We start from the raw sequence: 18,110 nt of genomic DNA on the forward strand, positions 1-18,110 counted from the left end.
ACCGTGGGGGGCGTGACAGCGTCCGCGTGCGGGCCCGGCTCATGCACGACGTGCTCGATCACGACTGGGCGCTGCTCGCCCCCGCCGACCCGCCCGAGGTCGACATCGTCGTCGAGGAGGACACGGCCACTCTCACGAGCGGCCGCCTGCGGGTGGTCGCGACCTCGCGGACCGGCATCCAGCTGCAGACCGGATACGACCGCAACTTCTGTCACCTCGCCTTCTTCGACGTCGACGGTCGGCTGCTCTTCCAGGAGCGGGATGCCGGGGGCTCCCTCGCTCTGATCGCCCGCGAGCACCGGCCGATCCCGGGCGGCGATGTGCGCCTGACCGCGTCGTTCGAGAGCGCCCCCGACGAGCGGCTCTACGGCATGGGGCAGTACCAGCAGGACGTGCTCGATCTGAAGGGCTGCTCCCTCGAGCTCGCCCATCGCAACTCGCAGTCGAGCGTGCCGTTCGTGCTCTCGGACCGCGGCTACGGCTTCCTCTGGCACAATCCGGCGATCGGGCGCGCGACGTTCGCGGCCAACGGCACGCAGTGGTTCGCCGAGGCCACCGAGCAGCTCGACTACTGGGTGACGGCCGGCGCGACGCCCCGCGACATCGCCCGCGCTTATGGCGATGCCACGGGCCACGCGCCGATGATGCCCGAACGCGGGCTCGGCTTCTGGCAGTGCAAGCTGCGCTACTCCTCGCAGGAGGAGCTCCTCGCCGTCGCGCGGGAGCACAAGCGGCGGGGGCTCCCGCTCGACGTCATCGTCGCCGACTTCTTCCACTGGCCGAGGATGGGCGACTTCCGCTTCGAGGACGAGTTCTGGCCCGACCCCGCCGCGATGGTGCGAGAGCTCGACGAGCTGGGTGTCGAGCTGATGGTCTCGGTGTGGCCGCAGGTGTCGCTCGAGTCCGAGAACTACCCGCACATGAAGAAGGAGAACCTCCTCGTGCGGGCGGAGCGCGGTCTCGACGTCCACATGTCGTTCGAGGGGCCGAGCGCCTTCCTCGACGCGACGAATCCGCGGGCGCGCGCCTTCGTGTGGGAGAGGTGCCGCGAGAACTACGGCGCTCATGGCATCCGCACCTTCTGGCTGGATGAGGCCGAGCCCGAGTACGGCCTCTACGACTACGACAACTTCCGCTATCACGTCGGCTCCGTGCTGCAGGTAGGGAATCTGTACCCGCAGCACTACGCGCGCGCATTCGCCGAGGGGCAGTGGGGCGACGGCGAGACCGAGGTCGTGAACCTGCTGCGCACGGCGTGGGCGGGCAGCCAGCGGTACGGAGCCCTGGTGTGGTCGGGAGATATCGCCTCGACGTTCGCCGCGCTGCGGGCACAGGTGACAGCGGGCATCCACATGGGCGTCGCCGGCATCCCGTGGTTCACCACCGACATCGGCGGGTTCCACCACGGGGATCCGGATGCCGAGGACTTCCGCGAGCTTCTCGTGCGCTGGTTCCAGTTCGGGACGTTCTGCCCGGTCATGCGTCTGCACGGCGATCGGCTGCCGACGACGCCCGTGCACGCGGCCGACGGGTCGCGGCGCTCGCCGAGTGGCGGGCCGAACGAGGTGTGGAGCTTCGGCGACGCCGTCACCCCGGTGCTCGAGCGCTACCTCTTCGCGCGGGAGGCCTTGCGCCCGTATACGCGCGAGGTCATGCGGGACGCGCACGAGAACGGCCAGCCGGTGCTGCGGGGGCTCTTCCACGAGTTCCCCGACGACGACCGCTGCTGGACGGTGAAGGATCAGTACCTCTTCGGCCCCGACCTGCTCGTCGCTCCCGTCATGGAGGCCGGTGCGCGTGCACGAAGCGTGATCCTGCCCGCGGGGGCGCAGTGGACCGACCTCTGGAGCGGGGCCGTGTTCCCCGGTGGCGGCGAGGTCGAGGTGGAGGCGCCGCTGGATCGGATTCCGGTCTTCGTCCGCGACGGCGCGGTGCCCGAGGTGGTTGCGGCGGTGCGGGAGGCGCTCGGCGCCGTGTGACGCGCCGCCGCCGGGCCGTCCGCCGCGGGCTGTGCGCCGCGGGCCGTGCGTCGCGCCGTCGGGCGTGCTCGCCGCGCCCTGTCCGCGCGCATAAACGCGATCCGCGCGCATAAACGCGAGCTGCACGCGTTTCTGCGCGCGAACGGCGTTTATGCGTCGCCGTCGACACGAGAAAGGGCCCCGGATGCCGTGGCATCCGGGGCCCTTTCGAACGAGAGGCTCAGCGCAGCAGCGGCACCGCGCCCACCAGCACGCCGACGGCGAGCATCACGAGCGACACGATCGTCGCGCGCCACAGCACCTTCTTGTGGTGGTCGCCGAGGTTCACTCCGGCGAGCGAGACGAGCAGGAGGATCGCCGGCACCAGGGGGCTCTGGAGGTGCACCGGCTGGCCGGTGATCGAGGCGCGGGCCATCTCGACCGGGGCGATGCCGTAGTTCGCGGCGCTCTCGGCGAGCACCGGCAGGATGCCGAAGTAGAACGCGTCGTTCGACATGAAGAACGTGAACGGGATCGACAGCACGCCCGTGATCACGGCCAGGAACGGACCCATCGACGACGGGATGACCTCGGTGATCCACGACGCCATCGCCGTGACCATGCCCGTGCCGTTGAGGACGCCGACCAGGACGCCCGCGGCCAGCACCATCGAGACCACGCCGACGATCGAGGGCGCGTGGGCGACGATCTCGTCGGCCTGGGAGCGGAGCTTCGGGAAGTTCACGATAAGCGCGAGGGCCGCGCCGACCATGAAGACGAAGGCGAGGGGGAACAGGTCCATCACCAGCAGCACCATGACCGCCGCCGTCAGCGCGAGGTTGAACCAGATGAGCTTCGGGCGGAGCGTCGCACGGTTCGGGTCGAGCATCGTGTCGGCCATCGCGGTGTCGGCGGTGTCGACGAGCTGCGCGGCGGCGATCGTGTCGCGGCCCCCGCGGACCGTGACGATGTTTCCGGTGCGGAGCGAGGCGACGGCACCGGGCTTGGGCTCCGCGCCACGGACCAGCGCCGGGCCGCCCAGGCGCCCGAAGCCGCCGGGAGCGTCCAGCTTCGAGGTGTCGACCGAGCCCGCGAGACGCTTGCGCTCGGCGAGGCCCAGGAACCAGGCGAACGCGAGCGAGACGACCAGGCCCGCCGCGAGCGAGGGGATCATCGGCACGAAGACGTCGGTGGGCTGCAGACCCAGGGCCGTCGCGGCACGGACGGTCGGCCCGCCCCACGGCACGATGTTCATGGTGCCGTTCATGAGCCCGGCGACGCACGTGAGCACGACCGGGCTCATACCCAGCCGCAGATACAGCGGCAGCATCGCCGAAGTCGTGATGATGAACGTCGTCGAGCCGTCGCCGTCGAGCGACACGGCACCGGCGAGGATCGCCGTGCCGAGCACGATCTTGGCCGGGTCGTCTCCCAGCACCCGCGTGATGACGCGGATCAGCGGGTCGAAGAGCCCGACGTCGATCATGATGCCGAAGTACATGATCGCGAACATCAGCAGCGCCGCGGTGGGGGCCATCTTGCTGATCGCGTCGATCACCATGTCGCCGAGGCCGAGCCCCGCTCCGGCGATGAGTCCGAAGATCGTCGGAACGACGATGAGGGCGACCATCGGGGTCAGGCGCCGCGTCATGATCAGGGCCATGAACGACAGGACCATGAGGAAGCCGAGGGCCACGAGCACCCCGTCGGCGGGCGTGTAGGCCACCGGGTACTCGGCCGTGTCGGCCGCAAGGATCAGGGGGGTCATCGCGACTCCTTCGTCGTGACGAGCGCGGATCTCGCGCTCTCGATCTGGCGACACTACGGATGCCACGGCCTCCAGCGCGCGCTTGCTCGCATTGCGCGGGGTTATGCGCGTACCGTGTGTTCTGCGCATTTCGCGCACTCCGCCGCCGGTGCTGCCCGCGCGACGGCGATCGAGGCCTCGGAGGTGCGCATGCGGTTCGCCACCCGGATGCTCGTGGTCCAGGTCGCCACGCAGATCGTCGTCGTCGCCGTCTGCACCGCCGTGTTCGCCTGGCTCGGCGTCCAGCAGCTCAAGGCCGAGGCCGACTCGTCGGCGTTGAACATCGCACGTTCGGTCGCCGAGGCTCCCGAGGTACGCGAGCTGGTCGCCCGCTACTCCGCCGACCCCGGGACCCCGGATGCCGCTGACCTGCGCGACGGCGCTCTCCAGCGGTATGCCGTCGACGTCACCCACCGCACGGAGGGGCTGTTCGTCGTGATCACCGACGACCACGGCATCCGTCTGGCTCACCCCGATCCCGACCGGCTCGGCGAGGTGGTCAGCACGAGCTTCGCGGACGCGCTCGCCGGGCGCGAGGTCGTGACCTGGGAGACGGGGACGTTGGGGGAGTCCGCCCGCGCCAAGGTGCCCGTGTACCCACCCGACGGCGGTGCCCCGGTCGGAGAGGTCAGCGTCGGCTTCGAGCGGGCGAGCGTGTTCGACGACCTGCCCGCCCTCCTGGGCGGCATCGCGGTGGCCGTCGTTCTCGCCGTCGCGATCGGCGCGGCGGTCGCCCTGCTCATGCGCCGGCGCCTCGAACGGCTGACCCTCGGCGTGCAGCCCGAAGAACTCGTCGCCCTCGTGCACACCCAGACCGCCGTGCTCGAGGGGGCGGACGAAGGCGTCCTGGCGTTCGACGAAGAGGGGGTCGTGCGCGTGTGCACGACCACCGCCGAGCGCCTGCTCGGGATCACGGATGCCGTGGGCCGCCCCCTCGCCGACCTCGACCTCCCGCCCGCCGTGGCCACCGCGCTCGCGGGGGCGGGCGCGAGCACGGGGCTGCCCGTCGAGGGGCGTGTCGTGTTCATCGACGTGCGCCCCGTGCGCCGAGGAGCGCGCGCCCTGGGTCGCGTCGCGGTGCTGCGCGATCGGACCGACGTGGCCGCCCTCTCGGGGCGACTCGACAGCGTCCGTGCGATGGGCGACGCCCTGCGCGTGCAACGGCACGAGAACGCCAACCGCCTCCACGCGGCCGTGGGTCTGCTCGACGCCGGGCGCACCGACGAAGCGCGCGCTTTCCTCGCCGACCTCGTCGACCGGGGGTCGGTGGACTGGGCGGTGCCCGGGATCGACCTCGTGGGAGATGCGATGTTGCAGTCCTTCCTCGGCGCGAAAGCGCTCGCCGCCCGGGAACGCGGAGTCGTCCTCCGCGTCGCCGACGACACGTTCCTGCGCGGCACCGTCGACGACGTGGAAGATGTCGTGGCGGTCCTCGGCAACCTCATCGACAACGCCGTGACGGCCACGGCATCCGGTTCCGAGCCCCGCGAGGTCGAGGTCGCCGTCCTCGGCGACGGCGACGCGATCGTGCTGACCGTGTCCGACACGGGCGGCGGGATCGGCGACGTCGATGCCGCGTTCGCGCCGCGCGAGCGCCACGACGATCCTGCGACGGTGCACGGGCTCGGTATCGGCCTGCCGCTCTCGCGCGAGTTCGCCCGTCGCCGCGGCGGCGAGGTATGGGTCGTCGATCCCGGGGGCCACGGTCACGGTGCCGTCGTGGCCGCTCGCCTGCCCGGTGTCCTCCGAGGAGAGAACGAATGACCGACATCCGCGTCCTCGTCGTCGACGACGACTTCCGCGTGGCGGGGCTGCATCGCGACGCGGTCGCGGCGCGTCCGGGGTTCCTCGCGCTGGAGCCCGCGCGCACCGTGGGAGAGGCGCGCGCGGCGCTCGCCGCCCACAGCCCCGACCTGCTGCTCGCCGATGTCTACCTCCCCGACGGTGACGGAATCGAACTGGTGCGCTCAGCCGGGATCGACGCGTTCGTGCTCTCGGCGGCGACGGATGCCGCGACGGTCCGCCGCGCGTTCACCGCGGGCGCGCTCGCCTACCTGGTGAAGCCTTTCGACACGCGCGTGCTGGCGGAGCGTCTCGACCGTTACGCCCGGTACCGCAACCTGCTCACGAGCACCCGGCCCCTGTCGCAGGACGACATCGACCGCGCGGCATCTGTCCTGCGTGGGGAGCGCGAAGGGCCGTCGCTGGCGCGGTCGGCGACCGAGCAGACGGTCCTCGCCGCGCTCGGTGCCGACGAGGCCTCTGCCACCGAGGTCGCTGAGCGCATCGGCGTCTCCCGCGCGACCGCGCAACGCCACCTCACCGCTCTCGCGGAGCGGGGACTGGTGCAGGTGAGCCTGCGGTACGGAACGACCGGCCGCCCCGAACATCGCTTCCGTGCGGGCGCCTGACGCGGCGCTGTACGCGAGGGGACCGAACCTGTCGAAGCGCCCGCGCGCCCTACGCCTCCAGCACCGCCCACCCGTGCGGTCCCACGGTGATGCGGCCATCCGCCAACGTGCCCTCACCGGCCGCGAGCACGCGCCCCTCCGCGATCGGCAGCGACACCGACTCGTCGCCGACGTTGAGGGCGACCACGACGGCGTCATCGCCCACCGCGGTGCGCAGCGCGAGCGCGGTGTTCGCCACCTCGATCACGTCTGTGTGCGCTCGCCAGAGCCACGGCTTGCGTCGGCGCAGCGCGATGAGCGCCTGATGTGCCCGGAGGATGCGCTGGTCGGGCTCGACATCGCTCGGTGACGCCGGAAACTCCGGCCGCACCGCGTCGTCGCCCCCGAGGCGCTCCTCCTTGATGCCCGTCCACCCGAACTCGTCGCCGGCGTAGACCGACGGCGTCCCCGCGACCGTGAAGAGCACCGCGAGCGCGTGGGGTACGAGGTCGGTCCCGATCGCCGAAGCGATGCGGGTGACATCGTGGTTGCCGACGAAGGTCTGCGGCACGAACGTCTCGAGCAGCGCGTCGTGCCGCTCGATCGCGTGACTCAGCTCGAAGAGGTTCCGATCGGCGATGCCGTGCCAGATGCCCTGCCACAGCTCGTACTGGGTGAGGGAATCCATCGTCGACGCGTGCACGATCTCCGCGGCGTCGCCGTGGATCACCTCACCCAGGAACCACGCGTCGGGGAATCGCTCCCGTACCCGCGGGAGCACCTCGGCCCAGAACGACGACGGTACCGCGTAGGCGGCATCCAATCTCCAGCCGTCGATGCCTCGTTCGAGCCAGTGGCACATCACCTCGACGACGAGGTCGACCACGGCGGGCGAGGAGTGATCCAGCGCGACGAGCGCGTCGTGCCCCTCGAAGACGTCGGCCTCGAATCGCCCGCCGACCCAGCGCCCGCGGAACAGCTGCGGCCCGTCCTCCGTGAGGTTCTGGAACGCCGGATGCCGCCGCCCCACGTGGTTGAAGATCCCGTCGAGAAGGATCCGGATGCCGCGCTCCCGCGCCGCAGCCACGAGACGGGCGACGTCTTCTTCGTCCCCCAGCCGCGGGTCGATGCGGACGTGGTCGACGGTGTCGTAGCCGTGGGTCTCCGCCGCGAAGATCGGTCCGAGCAGCAGACCGTTGAGGCCGAGCGCGATGACGTGGTCGAGCCACGGCTCGAGGCGGTCCAGACGGCGGACGGGGTCGGCATCCGGATCCACGCCGTCGCGGATCGGTGCGCCGACGAACCCCAACGGGTAGACGTGCCACCACAGGACATGCTCGGGCCACGCGGGCATCCGGTCTCCTCTCGATCGGGGCGAGACCGTTCCGACGCTATCCGGACGACGCGGTAGGAGCGGAGGCCTTGCGGTGAGCTCCCTTCACGCCCGCTCGCGATCCGCGGGCAGAGCGAACGCGTCGAGGTCGAGGGCGCGGGCGCGCGCACTCTCGATGGCGGCGGCGACCGCCCCGATCGAGACGATGTCGGCCCCGAGCGTCGATGCGACGATCTCAGGCGCGGGCAGGTGCAGCGAGTCGGGGATCGCCTCGACGGCCGCGGCGATGATGGGTCCCGCGCCGGCGGCGATCGCCCCCGACACCACGACGCGGTCCACGTCGAACAGGCTCCCGAACATCGCCGCCACCCCGGCGAGGGCACCGCCCACCTCTCGCGCGACGGCGAGGGCGCCGGCGTCTCCGTCCGCCGCGAGATCGAGCACGGTCTTGGCGTCCAGGCTGTCCGGATCGATCTCGCGCAGCGCGCTTCCCACGGGCAGGGTGCCGGATGCCAGGGCCGCCCGCGCCGCATCCACGCACCGCGGAGCGAGTCCCCACGCGCTGCCGACGCCCTCGACCCGGTCGAACGCCACCGTCTCTCCCGCTCCACCGTGCGCTCCGCGCAGGAGGTGCCCGTCGACGCTGATCCCGGCGCCGAACCGCTCGCCGGCCAGCAGGGCGACGAAGTCGGCGCGGCCGACGGCAGCGCCATACGTGCGTTCGGCCACCGCGGCGAGGGTGGCGTCGTTCTCGATGCGTACGACGGGGGCCCACGCGGTGAACGTGTCGACGAAGCCGGGGTTCATGCGTGCCCAGAAGCCGTCGTGGTGCACGGGAGACCGTCCGGCCCGGTCGACCGGTGCCGGTACCCCCACGCACAGCGCGACGAGGTCGCTGCGGGAGCGGCGGGCACGCTTGAGGGTGGCAGCGACGGTGGCCTCCGCGGCTCGACGGCGACGTTCGGGGGAGTCGAGCTCGGGGTCGACGGCCAGCCGGGAGGTCGCCAGCGTCGTGCCGCGCAGGTCGGCGACGGTGGCGGTGACGTGTCCGCGCCCGGCGTCGACACCGACGACGGTTCCCGCGCCGGGATGGAAGGCGAAGCGGCGCGCGGGCCGGCCCTTCGAGTACTCGCCGACCGCGCGGGCGTTGGGCATCTCGGTCAAGAGGCCCCGCGCGGTCAGCTCGTCGAGCACATCGATCGCCGTCGAGCGGGTCAGGCCGACCGCGGCGATCACGTCGCTCGCGGTGAACACGTCCTCGTCCCAGACGCGGGTCAACACCGCGTCGAGATTGTGGCGGCGCAGCGACGGCGTCGTCGTCATGGCATCCATCGGCACCCTTGACCCCCCTACGGTCACCTGCAATACTGCCTGCACGACATTGATTTGGCGAGTAGATTTACTCGCCGACACAACAAATTCGCAGTGCAGCGAGGAGGATCCAGGTGTCGACGAAGACCAGAGCCGGGCGACGATGGGTCGCGGTCACCGCGGTGGGGGTGCTCGGCGCAGCCATGCTCGCGGGCTGTTCCGCCGACGGCCGCGAGACCATCCGTTTCACCTTCAGCAAGCGCGAGGCGCTGTCGTTCATGAACGACGTGGTCGCCGAGTACAACGCCTCGCAAGACGCCGTGCGCGTCGAGATGGACAGCTCGGGTGTCGACGTCGTGTCGGCGAGCTTCGTCCGCGGCAATCCCCCCGACATCATGCTCGCGAACTACAACTACGAGGTCGCCCGGTTCGTGCAGCGCTGCGCCCTGACCGACCTCAGCGGCACCGAGGCGGCGGGCAGCGTCCGTGACGACCTGCAACCGCTCATGAACCAGTACGGCTCCTGCGAGGGGCGCACCAGCGCGCTGCCCTACTCGGTCATGGCCGCGTCGGTCATCTACAACACGCAGATCTTCGACCAGCTCGGTCTCTCCGTCCCCACCACCTGGGATGAACTGATCCAGGTGGCCGACACCCTGAAAGACAACGGCGTCACGCCCTTCTACGGCACCTTCAAAGACGATTGGACCGTCGCCCAGGGCTGGTACGACTACGCGATCGGCGGCTCACTGAACGTCATCGACTTCTTCGACGGCCTCGCCGCCGAGGGAGATGAGGTCGGTTCCACCTCGGCGGTGTCGTTCCAGAAGGACTTCACCGAACCGATGGACCGCATGCTCCAGCTCGCGCAGAACTACACGAACGCGGATGCCGAGAGCCGTGCGTACGGCGACGGCAACCTCGCGTTCGCCCAGGGGGAGGCGGCGATGTACCTCCAGGGTCCGTGGGCGCTGGGCGAGATCGCCAAGACCGCGCCGGAGCTGCCCGTCGGAACCTTCCCCCTGCCGATGACCGACGATCCCGACGACCTCGCGGTTCGCGTGAACATGGACCTCGCGGCGATGATCCCCGAAGCCTCGCGCCACCAGGAGGCGGCGCGGGACTTCCTCGAGTACCTCTACCGACCCGAGGTCATCGAGGCCTACAACGAGTCGCAGCTCGGCTTCGCCCCGACCACCGACGCCCCCTCGCCGAGCGACCCGCGCGTCGCCGGGATGATCCCGTACTACGACGAGGGACGCATCTACCAGGGCGCCTCGGTGCTCGTACCCAAGACCATCCCGACCTTCAACTATGCCCAGGCGATGATCTTCGGTGCCGCGCCCGAGACCACGCTGCGCACCATGGACGAGGACTGGGCGCGACTCGCGTTCCGCCAGCCACCCGCCTCGACGACCGACGCATCCGGCGAGGAGGCCGCGCGATGACCACCACGACCACGATCGTCACGGGCGGGAAAGCGACGGCTCGTCGCAGCACCCGTCGTGTGGAACCGATCTACTTTCTGTTCCTGCTGCCGACGCTCGTGCTGTTCACGCTCGCGATCACCGTGCCGGGCGTCATCGGCATCTTCTTCAGCTTCACCGACTCCATCGGCCTCGGCGAGTGGAGCTTCACGGGCCTGACCAACTACATCGCGATCTTCAGCGATCCGGCGATCCTCCAGAGCTACCTGTTCACCTTCGGGTTCTCCGTCGCCACGGTCATCGTGGTCAACATCGCGGCGTTCCTGCTCGCGGTGGGCCTGACCGCGCAGATCCGGTTCAAGAAGGCCCTGCGCACGGTCTTCGTCATCCCGATGGTGATCTCGGGCATCATCATCGCTTACGTCTTCAACTTCCTCTTCAGCAACTCCGTGCCCGAGGCGGGGGCTGCTCTCGGCATCCCGTGGCTGGAGACGAGCCTGCTCGCCAACCCCGACCTCGCGTGGGTCGCGATCGTCATCGTCACCGCGTGGCAGGCCATACCCGGCACCCTGCTGATCTACATCGCGGGACTCCTCTCGGTCCCCGGCGACGTCTACGAAGCCGCCGGTCTCGACGGTGCGAGCAAGACCCAGCAGCTGCTCCGCATCACGCTGCCGCTCGTGGCCGGGTACGTCGTGATCAACGTCATCCTGGGGTTCAAGGGCTTCCTCAACGCCTACGACATCATCGTCGGTCTCACCGGCGGCGGGCCCGGCACCGCGACCCGCAGCGTCGCGATGTCGATCATCCTCGGCTTCAACGGCGGTGACTACGCGTACCAGATGGCGAACGCGGCACTGTTCTTCATCGTCGCCGTCGTCATCTCGCTCCTGCAGCTCTCGCTGACCCGGGGAAGGAACACCCTGTCGTGACCGCTCTCAACCAGCCCGCGCTCGCCGTCGAGCAGGCCGAACTGACCCTCCCCGCGGCGCAGCGTTCGCGGCCCCGCTTCCGGCGGGTCGGCATGGAACGGGTGAACTGGTCGACGACCACCATTCTCGTGCTCTGCTCGCTCACCATCCTGCTGCCGCTGTACGTCACCGTCGCGATGGCGCTGAAGAGCGGCACCCAGGTCGTCGACGGCAACGCGTTCTCGCTCCCGTCGCCGATCAGCTTCGACGGCTTCGTCCAGGCGTGGACGCTCACGAAGTTCCCGGTGGGCCTGGCGATCTCCCTGCTGGTCACCGCCGGCACGGTGATCGCGACGATCATCCTCGCGGCCTTCGCCTCGTACGCGATCGCCCGCAACTGGGACCGCAAGCTCTTCCGCTACTCGTTCTTCTACCTGCTCGCGGCGATGTTCATCCCATTCCCGGTCGTGGCCCTGCCGCAGATCCAGCTCACCGGACGCGTCGGGCTCGACAACCCGGTCGGCGTGATCATCCTCGCCACGATGTTCCAGCTGAGCTTCAGCGTCCTGCTGTTCACCGCGTTCCTGCGCTCGATTCCGCTCGAGCTCGAGGAGAGCGCGCGCATCGACGGGGCGACGACGTGGCAGACGTTCTGGCAGCTCATCTTCCCGCTGCTGGCACCGATGAGCGCCACGGTCGGCATCTTCGCGTTCCTCTACGCATGGAACGACTTCATGATGCCCTCGCTCATCATCAGCGATCCGGCGTTGCAGACCCTCCCGGTGCGGCAGAACCTGTTCCAGACGCAGTTCAGCAACAACTACAACGTCGCCTTCGCCTCGTACCTCATGGCCATGGCCCCCGCGATCGTCGCGTACCTCTTCACCCAGCGATGGGTGATGGCGGGCGTCACGCAGGGCGCCATCAAGGGCTGATACCGACCACCCCCCCGAAAGGACCTCTTCCGTGACCTCCCCCGCACCCTCCGTGCAGACCCGCGACCTCTCCGATGCCCCCGACTGGTGGCGTCAGGCCGTCGTCTACCAGGTGTATCCGCGCAGCTTCGCCGACAGCAACGGCGACGGCCTCGGCGACATCCCCGGCGTCACCTCGCGCGTGCCCTATCTCTCCGAGCTGGGAGTGGATGCCATCTGGCTGAGCCCCTTCTACCCCTCCGACCTCGCCGACGGCGGCTACGACGTCGCCGACTACCGCGACGTCGACCCGAAGCTCGGCACCCTGGCCGACATGGACGAGCTGATCACTCAGCTGCACGCCCATGGCATCCGGGTGGTCGTCGACATCGTCCCCAACCACACCTCCGACAAGCACGTGTGGTTCCAGGAGGCGCTGGCGGCCGGTCGCGGCTCGGCGGCGCGCGACCGGTACATCTTCCGTGAGGGGACCGGTCTCGACGGATCCGAGCCGCCCACCGACTGGGAGTCGGTCTTCGGGGGGTCGGCGTGGGAGCGCGTCGAAGACGGGCAGTGGTACCTGCACAACTTCGATGTCTCGCAGCCCGACCTCGACTGGTCGAACCCCGAGGTGCGCGCCGACTTCGTGAAGACCCTCCGCTTCTGGAGCGACCGCGGTGTCGACGGTTTCCGCATCGACGTGGCGCACATGCTCACGAAGGATCTGACCGAGCCGCTGCCCTCCCGCGCCGAGCTCGAGCAGCTGCCCTTCGACGGGAAGCACCCGCTGGTCGACCGCGACGACGTGCACGAGGTCTACGCCGAGTGGCGCGCGGTGTTCGATTCGTACGACCCGCCGCGCACCGCGGTCGCCGAGGCGTGGGTGCACCCCTCGCGCGTGCCGCTGTACGCGCGCTCCGAGAGCCTGGGCCAGGCGTTCAACTTCGATCTGCTCGAGGCCGGTTTCGATCCCGCGCAGTTCCGTCGGATCGTCGCCGACAACCTTTCGCTCGCGGCCGAGTCGGGCTCATCCACCACGTGGGTGCTGTCGAACCACGACGTCGTGCGCCACGCCACCCGATACGGGCTCCCCGATGCCGAGCGCGGCGCCGACGGACGCCCGACCCTCAAGCACGGCAACGAGTGGCTGTTGTCGGGCGGCCAGAGCCCGGCTCTCGACGCTGCCCGCGGGGAGCGCCGCGCCCGCGCCGCCGCGACCTTCGTCCTGGGCCTGCCGGGCTCCGCGTACCTCTACCAGGGTGAGGAACTGGGGCTGCACGAGGTCGCCGACATCCCCGACGCCGAGCGGCAGGACCCGACGTTCTTCCGCAGCCCCGGCGTCGACCGGGGTCGGGACGGATGCCGGGTGCCCCTGCCGTGGACCGAGGAGGGCCCCGCATTCGGATTCGGCACGGGCACCGCGCACCTGCCGCAGCCCGACTGGTTCCGCACCTATGCGGTCGACCTGCAGGACGGCGACCCCGCTTCCACTCTGTCGCTCTATCGCCGCGCGCTGGATCTGCGGCACGAGTTGCAGACCGACGAGCAGCTGGAGTGGGTCGACACCGGCCGCGACGATGTCGTGGCCTTCGCGCGCCCCAACGGCTGGACGGTCGTGACGAACTTCGGCGCGGAGCCGGCAGCGCTCCCCGCGGGCGAGGTTGTGCTGGCCAGTGGCGCTCTCGACGGCGACGCGCTGCCCGGCGAGACCACGGTCTGGCTCCGTCGCTCCTGACCCAGCCCCTTCCGGGGAAGTCCTTCGCCGGAAGGGGCTGTCCCGGAAGCCCCGTCCCGGAAGCCCCGGCGCCCCGAGCGCCGGGGCTTCCCCGCGCTCCGTTGAGTGTCCACAACACCCGGACGGATTTCTCGGCCGTCCGGGTGTTCTGGACACTCAACGGAGCGTCACCGCCTGCCCGCGCTCCCGCGCGCCTCAGCGCACCCGCACCCAGCCGTCGCCGCGACGCTCGATCGCCCCGGCCGCCGCGAAGGCCTCGAGCCACCCGCCCATCGGCCAGACGCCCCAGCGGGCGCGGAACGTCGCACCGTTGCGCAGGATGTCGTCGAGATGCTGCCACGGCGGAGACGACACCGGATGCCACTGGTGAAAGGCATCCGCCCCACCCACCCAGCGCATCTCCACGCCGCGGTCGCGAGCCGACCAGGCGAGGTCGGTGTCTTCGGCCCCGTAGCCCTCGTACCCGGGATCGAAGCCGCCGACGCGGGCCCACGTCGTCGGCGTCACGGCGAACGACAGCGACCAGAACAGGTCGTACTCAGCGGACGTCGCCGCTCGCGTCTCGCCGGCCGGTAGTGCCGGACGCGCGCGGTGCGGGCGCGCGAGGAAGGGCAGGTCGGCGGCGGTTTCCGGGCGCTGCACGCTCGACAGGTACGTCACCGGACCTGCGAGCAGAGCGTCCGGATACGAGGTCGCCGCGTCGTGGTACGCCGACAGGAGTTCGGGTCCGGGAAGGCAATCCACGTCGAGGAACACCAGGAGCTCCGCCCCCGCGGCGATCGCCGTATCGGCCGCGCGATTGCGGCCCTCACCGACCCGGAATCCGTGCGGCCCCGGCGGGACGTGCAGCGTGCGGGTCTCGGCATCCGGGATGCCGGTCGGCGCCGCCGCGTCGAGCCACGCCTCCACGCGCACGATGTCGCCCGCCACTTCGGCGAGCACGCGTCGCTGGCGCTCGAGGTGCTCGCGCCGGGCACGCGACGCCACCGTGATGACCGCGGTCTTCACGGCACCATCGCCTCGATCGCGGACGCCATGCGCCCCGCGGCACCCGCGACCTGCCAGCGCGACCAATCGGGGGAGTCGCTCGCCGCCTTCTCGACGAGGTCGGCGAGGTCGGAGGGCGAGGGGGCGCCGCCGGTCGACCGGGCCAGCCCCCCGCGCTCGAGGGCCTCGGCGGTCGCACGCTGCTCGTCGAAGGGACGGTCCTGAGCGATGACGACGGAGCGCGCACCGGATGCCGCGAGGTCGGCGACACTGTTCTGACCCGCGGCGCTCACCACCACCGTGCTCCGGCTGAGCAGGGGCCACGGGTCCGAGATCCGGGACGCGTCGTCGTGGCCGGCGGAGGTCACCTCCCAGCCGCGGTCGCGGAGAACGGCGGTGACCTCGTGTCTCTCGTCGGGCGCGAGAACCCGACCGAGCAGGAGCACCGACCGCACGTCGCGGGCCGGCGCGGGTGTCCGTCCGTCGAAGCGGGAGATGCCCCCGGTCCAGGCGACACGGTCGCCGTGGGGGGCGAGGCCCGGCGAGGGGACCGCGCCATGCGGCCAGGGGGCGACGATGCGGTCGGCCAAGGCGTACGCCAAGGCGTGCGGCGCGTCGGTGCGTGCGCCGGGCTGCGTCACGGCGACGGTTCGCAGGCCCAGCAGACGCGCGAACGCGACGACCTCGGCGCTGACGTCGACGACGAATGTCGACAGCGGACGGTCCGCCGCCGCGCGCGCGATCGTCGCGAGACGCCCGCGATGCCCCGGGTGGTCGTGCGGCGCCCAGTGGAGGACTCCACGCGCGGTCGGATCGCCCGCCCGCGGATCCACGACCGTGCCGTCCGCCGCGCGCACGGGATCGGCGTCCGACGGGAGGTCGACCCACTCGATGTCGGCGCGAAGCCCCGTCGGGCGGGGGAGCGAGGAGAACGCCACGACCCGGCTGCGCAGGTGGGGGTGGACGGCGAGGAAGCGCGCCACATGGCCGAATCCGTGGTGGTGGATGTACCAGCCGATCACCACGACACCGCCGGCACCCGCCGCGCCGGAACGGGCTGTGCGGTGTGCGACAGCACGCGCTCCACCTCGCGATAGCGCTGCGCGAGCGAGTGCTGGCGCACCGCTGCCCGCCGCGTCCACACGCGGGTGAGCGGTTCGCGTGCCCCCGCCGCGGCGAGCTCGGCCGCGGCCCTGCCCAGCGCGACGACGTCTCCGGGCGCGACCGTGGCCGATCCCGGCATCCCCGCGAGCACCTCCGACACGCCGCCGATGTCGAACGCGGCGACGGGGGTGCCGGTCGCGAGGGCTTCGGCGATGACGAGACCGAACGGCTCCTCCCACATCGGCGTCACGAGGGCGACGGCCGACGATCCGACCAGGCGGCAGAGGTCGGGCTGCCGCAGCGGTCCGACGTAGCGGGCGTGGGGTCCGAGGCGGGGCACGACCTCCTGCTCGAAGTAGTCCACGTCGCCGATGCGCCCCGCGAGAACGATGTGCGCGTCGACGGCGCGGGCCGCCTCGATGGCCAGGTGAGGTGCTTTTTCCGGCACGATCCGGCCCGACCAGACCCACGACGGTCCGCCTGCTCCACGCGTCCACTGCTCGGTGTCGATGCCGTTCGGGAAGACGAAGGCGTCGACACCCTCCACCGACCAGGCGCGCGCCGTCGTCTGGCTGACCGCGACGAAGCGGTGCGGGTTGTCGCGCACCTGCGCCGCAGCTCGCAGCATCGGTTCCAGGGGCGGGGTGTGCAGCGTGGTGACCACGGGGATTCCGGCCTCGCGACTCCACCGGATCGGTGCCGGATGCAGGCTGTGGTTGTCGACGACGTCGTACAGGTGCCGGTCGGCGATGAGGCGGTCGCGAGCCGCGTCGAACGCGGCGTCGACCGCCGCCGCGTATCCGAGCGGATAGTCGGTGTCCGACGACTCCTCCGGGCGCGTCCACGCGGGCGTGGGGAGACGGAACTCAGGAACCTCGCTGAGGAAGTCCGACCCCTCCGCCGCGCACAAGGTGACCTCGTGCCCCCGTGCGCGCAACCACCGCACGCGGTCCCACACGCAGGCCTCGAGCCCGCCGGCGTGCGGCTGGCGCAAGGGATACCTCGAGGGGGCGACCACGAGGACCCGCAGGGGACGAGCGTCGCGGATCATGCCGCCACCCCCGGCCGCAGAGCCCGACGGTAGATCGCGAGATGGGCCTGCCGAACGACCGCGCGTTCGTCGAGGCGGCTCTCGCGGCGCCGTGCGACCTCCTCCGCCCGCCGAGTCGATCCCGGTGTCGACCACGCCGGCACTGTGGCATCAGTGATCGCCCGTGCGAGCGACACCGGGTCGCCCACGTCGAAGGTGTGGAAATCCTCGGGATGCTGCCCGGCCATGTGCCCGACCCGCGTCCCGATGACGGGGACGGCCAGGTCGAAGCACAATTCGGCCCATCCGGACTGCGTGCCGTGACGGTAGGGCAGTAAGCACGCGTCGAGGTCGGCCAACCAGTGGGTGAGCTCGTCGTCGTCCAGACGCGCCCCCCGCTCGATCGTGACACCGTCGGCTCCGGCGACGAGCAGATCGATGGATGCCGCCGCCTCCGGGTCGCGCACGCGCTCGTTCATCCGCACGACGGCTTCGACGCGCGCCCCCTCCGCGCGGAGGTCGGCGATGGCGCGAACGAGGGTGGCAACGGTGCCCACGCCGTCGATGTTGGGCCGCAGGTCGCGGAGGTGGACCCCGACGCGGGTGACCTCGTGCGAGATGCCGCTCGGCGCGCTCGGCGAGGAGACGAGGGTGGGGTGCGGGATGACGGTCGTGGCACGGCCGTACTCCCGGCGGACCTCGGCGGCGGCGGAGTCGGTGAGGGTGATCAGCTCGTCGGCGGCCGCTGTGAGGACCGCGAGAGCAGCGCGGTGCTCGTCCTGCGATTCGAGTTGGGGGTTCTCGAGGTCATGCACGGTGTACACGAGGGGGAGCCCGAGACGGCGCAACGTCGAGACCGTCGTGGCGAGCTCGGCGGGCGTGTACGACTCCAGCCCGAAATGCACGTGTACGAGGTCGATATCGGCGGCGTGCGCCTCCAGCCATGCGGGCAGGAGAACCTGTGGCGGCCACCACTGGCCCGCCGGGGCCCCGGGGACCGGCGGATCCTCGAGCAGCGTCACCACGTGCGAGTCCGTGACGGCGTGGACGTACGGGTGTGCGGACGGGACCGCGGCTACTCGGATCGGGGGGATGGTGGGGGTGTCGATTCTTTCTCCTCCTCGTGCAGCTGGCTTCGTCGGTGCGCGTACCGCATCGACGGAGACATCGCAATGCAACGGGGCGGTTGGGACGACGACGGCA

At 70.9% G+C, this 18,110-nt stretch carries 14 protein-coding genes; 7 read left to right on the forward strand and 7 right to left on the reverse strand.

The window, feature by feature from the left end; genetic code table 11:
• Positions 1-26: 26 nt before the first annotated feature.
• Positions 27-1,979 (forward strand): glycoside hydrolase family 31 protein, encoded by a 1,953-nt coding sequence (locus PIR02_09120; protein WZH38820.1) that lies wholly within the window; start codon positions 27-29, stop codon positions 1,977-1,979.
• Positions 1,980-2,199: 220 nt separating this feature from the next.
• On the opposite strand, the gene PIR02_09125 is transcribed toward PIR02_09120, so the two are convergent.
• Positions 2,200-3,726 (reverse strand): CitMHS family transporter, encoded by a 1,527-nt coding sequence (locus PIR02_09125; GenBank protein ID WZH38821.1) that lies wholly within the window; start codon positions 3,724-3,726, stop codon positions 2,200-2,202.
• A 189-nt stretch (positions 3,727-3,915) separates the two neighbouring features.
• Between PIR02_09125 and PIR02_09130 the strand changes: the two genes are divergently transcribed.
• Together PIR02_09130 and PIR02_09135 are read left to right on the forward strand one after the other, a co-directional pair.
• Positions 3,916-5,529, forward strand: coding sequence for an ATP-binding protein (locus tag PIR02_09130; GenBank protein ID WZH38979.1), 1,614 nt, complete (start codon positions 3,916-3,918; stop codon positions 5,527-5,529).
• Positions 5,526-6,176 carry a response regulator gene (locus tag PIR02_09135; protein ID WZH38822.1) on the forward strand — a complete coding sequence of 217 codons (651 nt, stop codon included), beginning with the start codon at positions 5,526-5,528 and terminating at the stop codon, positions 6,174-6,176. The genes PIR02_09130 and PIR02_09135 overlap by 4 nt, the downstream gene beginning before the upstream one ends.
• 49 nt (positions 6,177-6,225) lie before the next feature.
• Here PIR02_09135 and PIR02_09140 read toward each other — a convergent pair whose 3' ends face one another.
• Positions 6,226-7,509: an alpha-amylase family glycosyl hydrolase gene (locus tag PIR02_09140; GenBank protein WZH38823.1), complete on the reverse strand. Its 1,284-nt coding sequence runs from the start codon at positions 7,507-7,509 to the stop codon at positions 6,226-6,228.
• An 84-nt stretch (positions 7,510-7,593) separates the two neighbouring features.
• Positions 7,594-8,811, reverse strand: a complete 1,218-nt coding sequence (locus PIR02_09145; protein WZH38824.1) for an ROK family protein — start codon at positions 8,809-8,811, stop codon at positions 7,594-7,596.
• A 122-nt stretch (positions 8,812-8,933) separates the two neighbouring features.
• On the opposite strand from PIR02_09145, the gene PIR02_09150 reads away from it, so the two are divergent.
• The 4 genes from PIR02_09150 to PIR02_09165 all read left to right on the forward strand — a co-directional run bounded on the left by PIR02_09150 (position 8,934) and on the right by PIR02_09165 (position 13,786).
• Positions 8,934-10,247, forward strand: coding sequence for an ABC transporter substrate-binding protein (locus PIR02_09150; GenBank protein WZH38825.1), 1,314 nt, complete (start codon positions 8,934-8,936; stop codon positions 10,245-10,247).
• Positions 10,244-11,158, forward strand: coding sequence for a sugar ABC transporter permease (locus PIR02_09155; protein WZH38826.1), 915 nt, complete (start codon positions 10,244-10,246; stop codon positions 11,156-11,158). The genes PIR02_09150 and PIR02_09155 overlap by 4 nt, the downstream gene beginning before the upstream one ends.
• A 92-nt stretch (positions 11,159-11,250) precedes the next feature.
• Positions 11,251-12,072: a carbohydrate ABC transporter permease gene (locus PIR02_09160; GenBank protein ID WZH38980.1), complete on the forward strand. Its 822-nt coding sequence runs from the start codon at positions 11,251-11,253 to the stop codon at positions 12,070-12,072.
• A gap of 31 nt (positions 12,073-12,103) precedes the next feature.
• The gene (locus tag PIR02_09165; protein WZH38827.1) at positions 12,104-13,786 is read left to right on the forward strand and encodes a glycoside hydrolase family 13 protein; all 1,683 of its coding nucleotides are present in this window, start codon (positions 12,104-12,106) and stop codon (positions 13,784-13,786) included.
• 195 nt (positions 13,787-13,981) lie between these two features.
• Here PIR02_09165 and PIR02_09170 read toward each other — a convergent pair whose 3' ends face one another.
• Genes PIR02_09170 through PIR02_09185 form a run of 4 tightly spaced genes read right to left on the reverse strand, consistent with a single transcriptional unit; the run spans position 13,982 to position 17,932 of the window.
• Positions 13,982-14,794 (reverse strand): glycosyltransferase family 2 protein, encoded by an 813-nt coding sequence (locus PIR02_09170; protein ID WZH38828.1) that lies wholly within the window; start codon positions 14,792-14,794, stop codon positions 13,982-13,984.
• Positions 14,791-15,795: a glycosyltransferase gene (locus PIR02_09175; protein ID WZH38829.1), complete on the reverse strand. Its 1,005-nt coding sequence runs from the start codon at positions 15,793-15,795 to the stop codon at positions 14,791-14,793. Before PIR02_09175 ends, PIR02_09170 begins: the two co-directional genes overlap by 4 nt.
• Positions 15,792-16,928 (reverse strand): glycosyltransferase, encoded by a 1,137-nt coding sequence (locus PIR02_09180; protein ID WZH38830.1) that lies wholly within the window; start codon positions 16,926-16,928, stop codon positions 15,792-15,794. Before PIR02_09180 ends, PIR02_09175 begins: the two co-directional genes overlap by 4 nt.
• On the reverse strand, positions 16,925-17,932 hold the full coding sequence (locus PIR02_09185; protein WZH38831.1) for a glycosyltransferase: 1,008 nt from the start codon (positions 17,930-17,932) through the stop codon (positions 16,925-16,927). Before PIR02_09185 ends, PIR02_09180 begins: the two co-directional genes overlap by 4 nt.
• Positions 17,933-18,110: the final 178 nt, after the last annotated feature.

Origin of the sequence: Microbacterium enclense (assembly GCA_038182865.1) — a bacterium.
In the GTDB taxonomy this organism is placed as follows: Bacteria; Actinomycetota; Actinomycetes; order Actinomycetales; family Microbacteriaceae; genus Microbacterium; species Microbacterium enclense_B.

What these genes read in the sequence shown, in the direction of transcription:
- PIR02_09125 (WZH38821.1), bottom strand. Translation starts at nt 3,726, where the DNA reads ATGACCCCCCTGATCCTTGCGGCCGACACGGCCGAGTACCCGGTGGCC.
- PIR02_09145 (WZH38824.1), bottom strand. Translation starts at nt 8,811, where the DNA reads ATGACGACGACGCCGTCGCTGCGCCGCCACAATCTCGACGCGGTGTTG.
- PIR02_09130 (WZH38979.1), top strand. Translation starts at nt 3,916, where the DNA reads ATGCGGTTCGCCACCCGGATGCTCGTGGTCCAGGTCGCCACGCAGATC.
- PIR02_09160 (WZH38980.1), top strand. Translation starts at nt 11,251, where the DNA reads ATGGAACGGGTGAACTGGTCGACGACCACCATTCTCGTGCTCTGCTCG.
- PIR02_09155 (WZH38826.1), top strand. Translation starts at nt 10,244, where the DNA reads ATGACCACCACGACCACGATCGTCACGGGCGGGAAAGCGACGGCTCGT.
- PIR02_09135 (WZH38822.1), top strand. Translation starts at nt 5,526, where the DNA reads ATGACCGACATCCGCGTCCTCGTCGTCGACGACGACTTCCGCGTGGCG.
- PIR02_09140 (WZH38823.1), bottom strand. Translation starts at nt 7,509, where the DNA reads ATGCCCGCGTGGCCCGAGCATGTCCTGTGGTGGCACGTCTACCCGTTG.
- PIR02_09180 (WZH38830.1), bottom strand. Translation starts at nt 16,928, where the DNA reads ATGATCCGCGACGCTCGTCCCCTGCGGGTCCTCGTGGTCGCCCCCTCG.